The sequence below is a fragment of the Anabaena sp. CS-542/02 genome (assembly GCF_028331085.1).
In the GTDB taxonomy this organism is placed as follows: Bacteria; Cyanobacteriota; Cyanobacteriia; order Cyanobacteriales; family Nostocaceae; genus Anabaenopsis; species Anabaenopsis arnoldii.
Genome location: NZ_JAQMTM010000089.1, coordinates 1 through 6,860, shown reverse-complemented (window position 1 = coordinate 6,860; position 6,860 = coordinate 1). Strand labels below are relative to the sequence as shown.

Sequence of the window (6,860 nt, the reverse complement as noted above, 5' to 3'; positions counted from 1 at the left end):
GATTAGTGTATCAACTATTGTTTGACCCCACCCCCTTCCTTACAAGGGTAGGTTTTTAATATGATCTGTGAAGGCAAGACCACCGAAGACAAGGAAGGAAAGTGGACAAGGAAGATTTTATACGGACAATGGTCTTTTAAGTGGCTATTTTTCTTACTAAGAATACAGACTTTGTACTGTTTTTCTCCCTGGTCACCTTGTCCACCTTGTCCACCTTGTCTTGTCCTTGTAAGGGGAGGGGACTAGATTTGATTGTTTTTTGTGTGTTCCCTGTTCCCTGTTCCCTAAGATAAAAATTACCTGTGGAAAACTTATCAAACATCTTTTTAGAAAAACAAGTCTTTTAATCTCCATATCAGAGTACATTTTCAGTATTTCTGACGGAAACTTGAAAAAGAATATGAAAAATAGTAATAAGGGAAAAACCAAATCGTTTCGGGTTATATATTAAGAGACCGGGAGTATGGGGTTTATATGTATAAAATCTATCATTTAAATTGAGTTGGGTGCGAAATAGATGGGACAAAGTTTTTTGCAAATCGGCTTAACGCTGTGTATTGTGATAGCGATCGTGCCAGTTTTGGGAAGGTACATGGCGCGTGTTTTCCAAGGAGAAAGAACGCTGCTGGACCGGTTAATCAACCCTATAGAGCGTAGCTGCTTGGTTTTAATCGGTGTGGGTAGCAAAGATGATGCCTACGGCGGTAAGCCGCAGACGGTTGGGGAATATATTCGCGCATTGCTGTACAGCAATCTGTGCATGGGTACTTTAGTATACCTGATAATATTTTATCAGAGATTACTACCTTGGAATCCCAATGATTTTGATGCGCCTAGCTGGGATATATTGCTGCACACAGTTGTTTCATTTGTGACTAATACTGGACAGCAACACTACACTGGTGAAACAACCTTAAGTTATTTTAGCCAAGTAGCAGCTTTAGGCTTTTTGATGTTTACCTCAGCCGCCACAGGTTTAGCAGTAGGAATTGCTTTTATTCGGGGCTTAACAGGCAAAAAATTAGGGAACTTTTACGTTGATCTCACCCGTGCCATCACGAGGATATTACTACCAATCTCAATTATAGGAGCGATCGCTCTAGTTTTATGCGGTGTGCCGCAAACATTAGGTGGAACCCTGGTTGTAGAAACCTTAGAGGGAAGAACCCAATATATTGCTAGAGGGCCAGTAGCCACCTTTGAGATGATTAAAATGTTGGGTGATAACGGCGGCGGTTTTTTTGGCGTTAACTCAGCCCACCCCTATGAAAATCCCAATGGCGCTGCTAATTTAATCGAAACCATCGCCATGATTGCCATTCCTACATCCTTAATTTACACCTATGGCATATTTGCCAAAAATATGAAACAGGCCTGGCTGCTGTTCTGGATGGTATTTGTAGCCTTGATAATTCTGATTTGGGTGACAGTAACCGGAGAACAACAGGGTAATCCCCTGGTAAATGCCACATTGGGATTAGAACAGCCGAATTTAGAGGGCAAAGAAATTCGATTGGGTTGGGTACAAACGGCACTCTGGGCAGTGATGACTACAGCCACCATGTGCGGTGCGGTGAACGGGATGCATGATTCATTGATGCCAGAAGGATTATTTTCCACTTTATCGAGCTTATTCCTGCGCATTATCTGGGGAGGTCAGGGAACTGGGACAGCTTACCTATTTACTTACCTAATTCTGACTCTGTTCTTAGTAGGGTTAATAGTGGGGCGCACTCCACAATTTTTAGGGCGGAAAATTGAAAGAAGAGAAATCATCCTTGCTAGTGTGGTGGTGCTGATTTATCCCATTGTGGTTTTAATTCCCAGTGCCATTGCATTGGCTTATCCTCTTTCCCTGTCTGGAATTACTAACCCTGGATTTCACGGCATTTCCCAAGTAGTTTATGAATATGCGGCTGCTGGTGCCAATAATGGCTCTAGTTTACAGGGATTGGATAATAACACCCTGTGGTGGAATTTAAGTACCTGTTTAACTATGTTTGCCGGGCGTTACATTCCGATTATTGCCATTTTGCTGTTAGCTGACGGTATATCTCGTAAACCAAAAGTAGTAGAAACCGCTATTACCCTCAAAACAGATTCGCTGTTATTTACCGCAGCGACGGCTGGATTAGTGGTGATTTTGGCAATGCTGGCTTTCTTTCCAGTATTGGCCTTGGGCCCGATTGCCGAGGGTTTCAAACTAGCTGCGGCTAGTTAGAAGATTGGTTATTAGTCAACATTTCCTGAATATCAGATAAAATGAACGTTGCACCTACCTCTCAAGGTAAATCATCACGTTTTCGTCCTGGCGTGGACGGAACTTTACCTAGTCATCGCCGCCCCACCCTCAAAAAAGCTAAGATAAATCGCAAAAAACTGTATATCAGAGCCATGAGGGATGCTTTTATCAAGCTGCATCCCGGGTATGCCGTCAAAAATCCAGTCATGTTTTTGGTTTGGCTGGGGACAGTTGTCACCTTAGTATTCACTATTGCGCCCAACTTATTGGGTCCATCCCCGGAAAATCACCCACGTATTTTTTACGGCTTGTTGACAGGAATTTGCTTTCTCACGGTTTGGCTGGCTAATTTTGCGGAAGCATTGGCACTAGGACGGGGTCAAGCCCAAGCAGATATATTGCAAACTACAAAGTCAGAGGCGATCGCCAAAAAACTGGCTCCTGATGGCACAATTTGCCAAGTTCCTGCCACCAGTCTGAGAACAGGAGACACCATATATTTGGTAGCTGGGGATATGATTCCTGCTGATGGCAAAGTGATCATGGGTGTGGCCTCGGTAGATGAATCAGTAATTACCGGTGAAACTGTACCAATACTAAAAGAATCAGGGACTAATGTTGCCAGTTCGGTGATCGGTGGTACCCATATCATCTCTGATGAACTGATTGTTAGCATTACATCCGACCCAGATCAAGGGTTTATTGACCGGATGATTGCTTTATTAGCAGGAACAAAACGCAGTAAAACACCGGGTGAAATTACCTTGATGATTTTCCTCGGTGTTTTGAGTTTAGTTGCTCTGTTAGTCGTGGCCACGTTGCCGGCATTTGCTTACTATGTGGGGAGTCCGGTCAGTGTACCTATTTTGATAGCCCTGTTGGTAGGGCTGATTCCCACCACTATGGGCGGATTATTCAATACCATTAGTATTGCTGCTATGAATGGGGTTGCCCAATTTAACATCATTGCCACTTCAGGAGAAGCCCTAGAAGCTTGTGCTGATATCACCACCCTGATTCTTGACAAAACAGGGACAATCACCTTTGGCAACCGCTTGGCACAGGAGTTTATTCCCCTCAATGGCCATTCATTAGAGGAGATGGCTAATATTGCTTTGGCTGCGAGCGTATTTGATGATACATCTGAAGGGAAATCAATTACCCGAGTGGCACAAAGCTTAGGCGGACAAATTGATTTTGACCTCAACCAAGCCCTAGGGGTTAAATTTTCTGAGGACACCCGCATGAGTGGCACAAACTTCGAGCGGGGACATAAAGCTCGCAAGGGAGCGGTAACAGCAATTAAAGAGTTTATTCGTTTGGGTAATGGACAAGCACCTCCAGAATTGAATTCTGTCTGCGAAAAGATTTCCCAACAGGGAGGTACACCACTGGCGGTTTGTCTAGATGAGGAAATTTATGGTGTGATTTACCTGAAAGACATAATTAAGCCGGGTATCTGGGAGGCTTGTCAGCAGTTAGGCTACATGGGTATCAATACTATATTACTGACTGGGGACAACCTGATTACGACATCTGTGATTGCCAACCTTGCAGGAGTTAATGACTTTGTTGGTGAAGCGACAGCAGAGGATAAAGTCAGTATTATCTACACAGAACAAACAGCAGGTAAAGTAGTAGCAATGATAGGAGACGGCTCTAATGATGCTGCTGCGATCCTCAAAGCCAATGTCGGCGTGGTCATGAATACAGGTAGTCAAGCTGCTAAAGAAGCAGCGGATATCATAGATTTGGACTCTGACCCCACAAAGGTGATTGATCTAGTGAGCATTAGTCGGCAATTAGTAGTTACCCGTGGTGCTCTAACTACATTTTCCCTGGCGAATGATATTACTAAATACTTTCTAATTATCCCATTCATTTTTACCGCTGCTCATCTGCAGGGTTTAAATATCATGAATTTGTCCAGCGCCAATTCCGCTGTCATATCCACACTAATTTATAATGCTGTGACGATTCCGGCTTTAATTCCCTTAGCTTTGAGAGGTGTACAGGTAAAATACCTGCAAACTAACCAACTCCTACTGCGCCATCTGTTGATTTATGGTTTGGGTGGAATAATTGCACCTTTGCTTGCTATTAAATTTATAGATATGCTCATTGCAACCACCGGTTGGGGATAGAAAAGCCCCAAGCTTCTGACCCTATGGAAAACCGCTCAGGGGTCTACATCTGTGGTCAACTAATTCTTTTCTGAACTAGAAACTCACCGCCGATAAATTTTTATGAATTTTATTCGTGAAACTATCACAGCTTTTCGCATGACCTTAGTGCTTTGGTTACTAACGGCAATCATCTATCCTCTGGGGATCTTGGTCATAGGTCAAGCCTTCTTTCCTTTTCAAGCCAATGGCAGCGTTATGGTAAATTTAGACACTCAACCAATTGGTTCAGCTTTGATTGGCCAGACATTCACATCTGAGGGTTATTTTCACGGTCGTCCCAGTAGTGTGAGATACAGCCAAGGAAAACAAGCCAGCCCCACGGGTATATCAGGAGGGAGTAATTTTGCTCCTAGCAACCCAGCACTGTTAGAGCGAATTATGGAACGAGCAACTCAATTACAAGAGGAGAATATTCAACCCGTGGCTGATTTAATTTATGCTTCTGGTTCTGGCTTAGACCCACATATTTCTTTGATATCAGCCCGCCAACAGTTGAGCCGGGTGGCTCTCGCCCGTGATATGAAAGAGGATGAAATAATACGTTTAATTAGTCAGTATACTGATGGTAGATTTTTGGGGATTTTTGGGGAGCCAGGTGTTAATATTTTGCGATTGAATTATGCTCTTGACTTGGAAGAGATTAACTCTCAATAGAACTAGGTGATTGGTCATTGGTCAGCCCCTCTCCTTTCTCAGGAAAGGGGCGGCGATGAGATTGTGTAATTGATTCAATCCGCAATCCAATGACTTGGGAAAATAATTAGGCTTGACGTGAGTAGTATTCCACTACGAGCAGCTCATTGACTTGTAATGCTACCCATTCTCGTTCAATAACGCCGTTAACCTTGCCAGTTAACTTAGCTTTGTCAAATTCCAGATGACTGGGGAGATTGGCTAATCCAGGATATTGCAAATTGGCTTCTACCAACTTCCGGGAAACTTCGCGGTCTCTGACTGCAACGACTTCCCCGGGACGACACTGGTAACTAGCAATATTGACTCTGCGACCGTTAACTGTTACGTGACCGTGATTTACCAGTTGGCGGGCGGCTGGAATGGTGGGAGCCATCCCCAAACGAAAAACGGTGTTATCCAGGCGCATTTCTAGCAGTTGTAGCAGCACTTGTCCGGTGGAACCAGTGACGCGTCTAGCTTTACGCACATAGCGCAACAGTTGCTTTTCGGTTAAACCGTAGTTCATCCGAATCTTTTGCTTTTCTTCTAGACGAACTGCATACTCAGAGCGTTTTTTGCGGTTCTGACCATGCTGTCCTGGTGGATAGGCGCGTCTAGCACTTTTACGACTTAATCCTGGCAATTCGCCTAAGCGACGTACAATTCTGAGGCGTGGCCCTCTGTATCGGGACATGAGTTTCCTTAATCTATTCCTGTTAACTTTTAACTAGACATTGAATTTTGACACTTTCCTGATTATACATCAGGAAATTCTTGCCGATCTGAAACTGGTGACTTTGATCTTGGTAGATTAGCTGACGTAGTATTCCAACTCGGAAATACTTTTAACTTTGTGCAATTTTTAAGCTAATCAAAGCGATTAAACTCGGTTAACTAAGGTATCCGTCAATTCTGACGAGTCAGAAAGCACGATAGAATCATGCGTCACGGTGAAGGCAGTTGCTTGCAAAGCACACAATGAAATATTGCGCGCACCATTAGCATCACGAGAAATCTGAGTTCCGCAATGTGGGCATTTAAAAGCTTTGTTTTTACCTAGCTTATGGTCTATTTGTTTGATATTTTGAGTATATTACCATTATTAAGAGCTAGATTCATCTCTGCGCCTAAAATCATTGATAAGATTTAATTATAGGACTTATGCAACTGGTACAGGCGCTGCTGCAAGCTGCTCTGGGTTGAAAAATTTCGTTTGATGCTACACGGGGAGCCGGGGGTTAGAAACCCCCGTCTCAAAGCTCAAGTCAGATAAATCTGACTAGAAGATCATGTATTGGATGGTCTTGACGGGATGCAATAGCGCGATCGCTGCTGTTAAAGGCGATCGCTGTGGGTTGAAAAATTCCGTTTGATGCTACACGGGGAGCCGGGGGTTAGAAACCCCCGTCTCAAAGCTCAAGTCAGATAAATCTGACTAGAAGATCATGTATTGGATGGTCTTGACGGGATGCGATAGCCAAGCGCTGCTGTTAAAGAGTAAGATCCCCGACTTCTTAGATAATTGGCATAATCTCATATAATCTTTCCAGAAGTCGGGGATCTGTGTGACACCGAAGATCATGTATTGGATGGTCTTGACGAGATGCAATAGCGCGATCGCTGCTGTTAAAGGCGATCGCTCTGGGTTGAAAAATTTCGTTTGATGCTACACGGGGAGCCGGGGGTTAGAAACCCCCGTCTCAAAGCTCAAGTCAGATAAATCTGACTAGAAGATCATGTATTGGATGGTCTTGACG

5 protein-coding genes are annotated in these 6,860 nt (G+C 43.8%); 3 read left to right on the top strand and 2 right to left on the bottom strand.

Features of this window, described 5'->3' with window-relative positions; genetic code table 11:
* Positions 1-517 precede the first annotated feature (517 nt).
* The 3 genes from kdpA to kdpC all read left to right on the top strand — a co-directional run bounded on the left by kdpA (position 518) and on the right by kdpC (position 5,082).
* A complete protein-coding gene (gene kdpA / locus PN447_RS10405; RefSeq protein ID WP_271762896.1) occupies positions 518-2,221 on the top strand; it encodes a potassium-transporting ATPase subunit KdpA in 1,704 nt (567 codons plus the stop codon).
* A gap of 41 nt (positions 2,222-2,262) precedes the next feature.
* Positions 2,263-4,386, top strand: a complete 2,124-nt coding sequence (gene kdpB / locus PN447_RS10400; protein WP_271762895.1) for a potassium-transporting ATPase subunit KdpB — start codon at positions 2,263-2,265, stop codon at positions 4,384-4,386.
* 102 nt (positions 4,387-4,488) lie between these two features.
* On the top strand, positions 4,489-5,082 hold the full coding sequence (gene kdpC, locus PN447_RS10395; protein WP_271762893.1) for a K(+)-transporting ATPase subunit C: 594 nt from the start codon (positions 4,489-4,491) through the stop codon (positions 5,080-5,082).
* 106 nt (positions 5,083-5,188) lie between these two features.
* Here kdpC and rpsD read toward each other — a convergent pair whose 3' ends face one another.
* Positions 5,189-5,797: a 30S ribosomal protein S4 gene (gene rpsD, locus PN447_RS10390; protein ID WP_271732942.1), complete on the bottom strand. Its 609-nt coding sequence runs from the start codon at positions 5,795-5,797 to the stop codon at positions 5,189-5,191.
* 186 nt (positions 5,798-5,983) lie between these two features.
* A complete protein-coding gene (locus PN447_RS10385; protein ID WP_271762897.1) occupies positions 5,984-6,175 on the bottom strand; it encodes a zinc ribbon domain-containing protein in 192 nt (63 codons plus the stop codon).
* Positions 6,176-6,860: the final 685 nt, after the last annotated feature.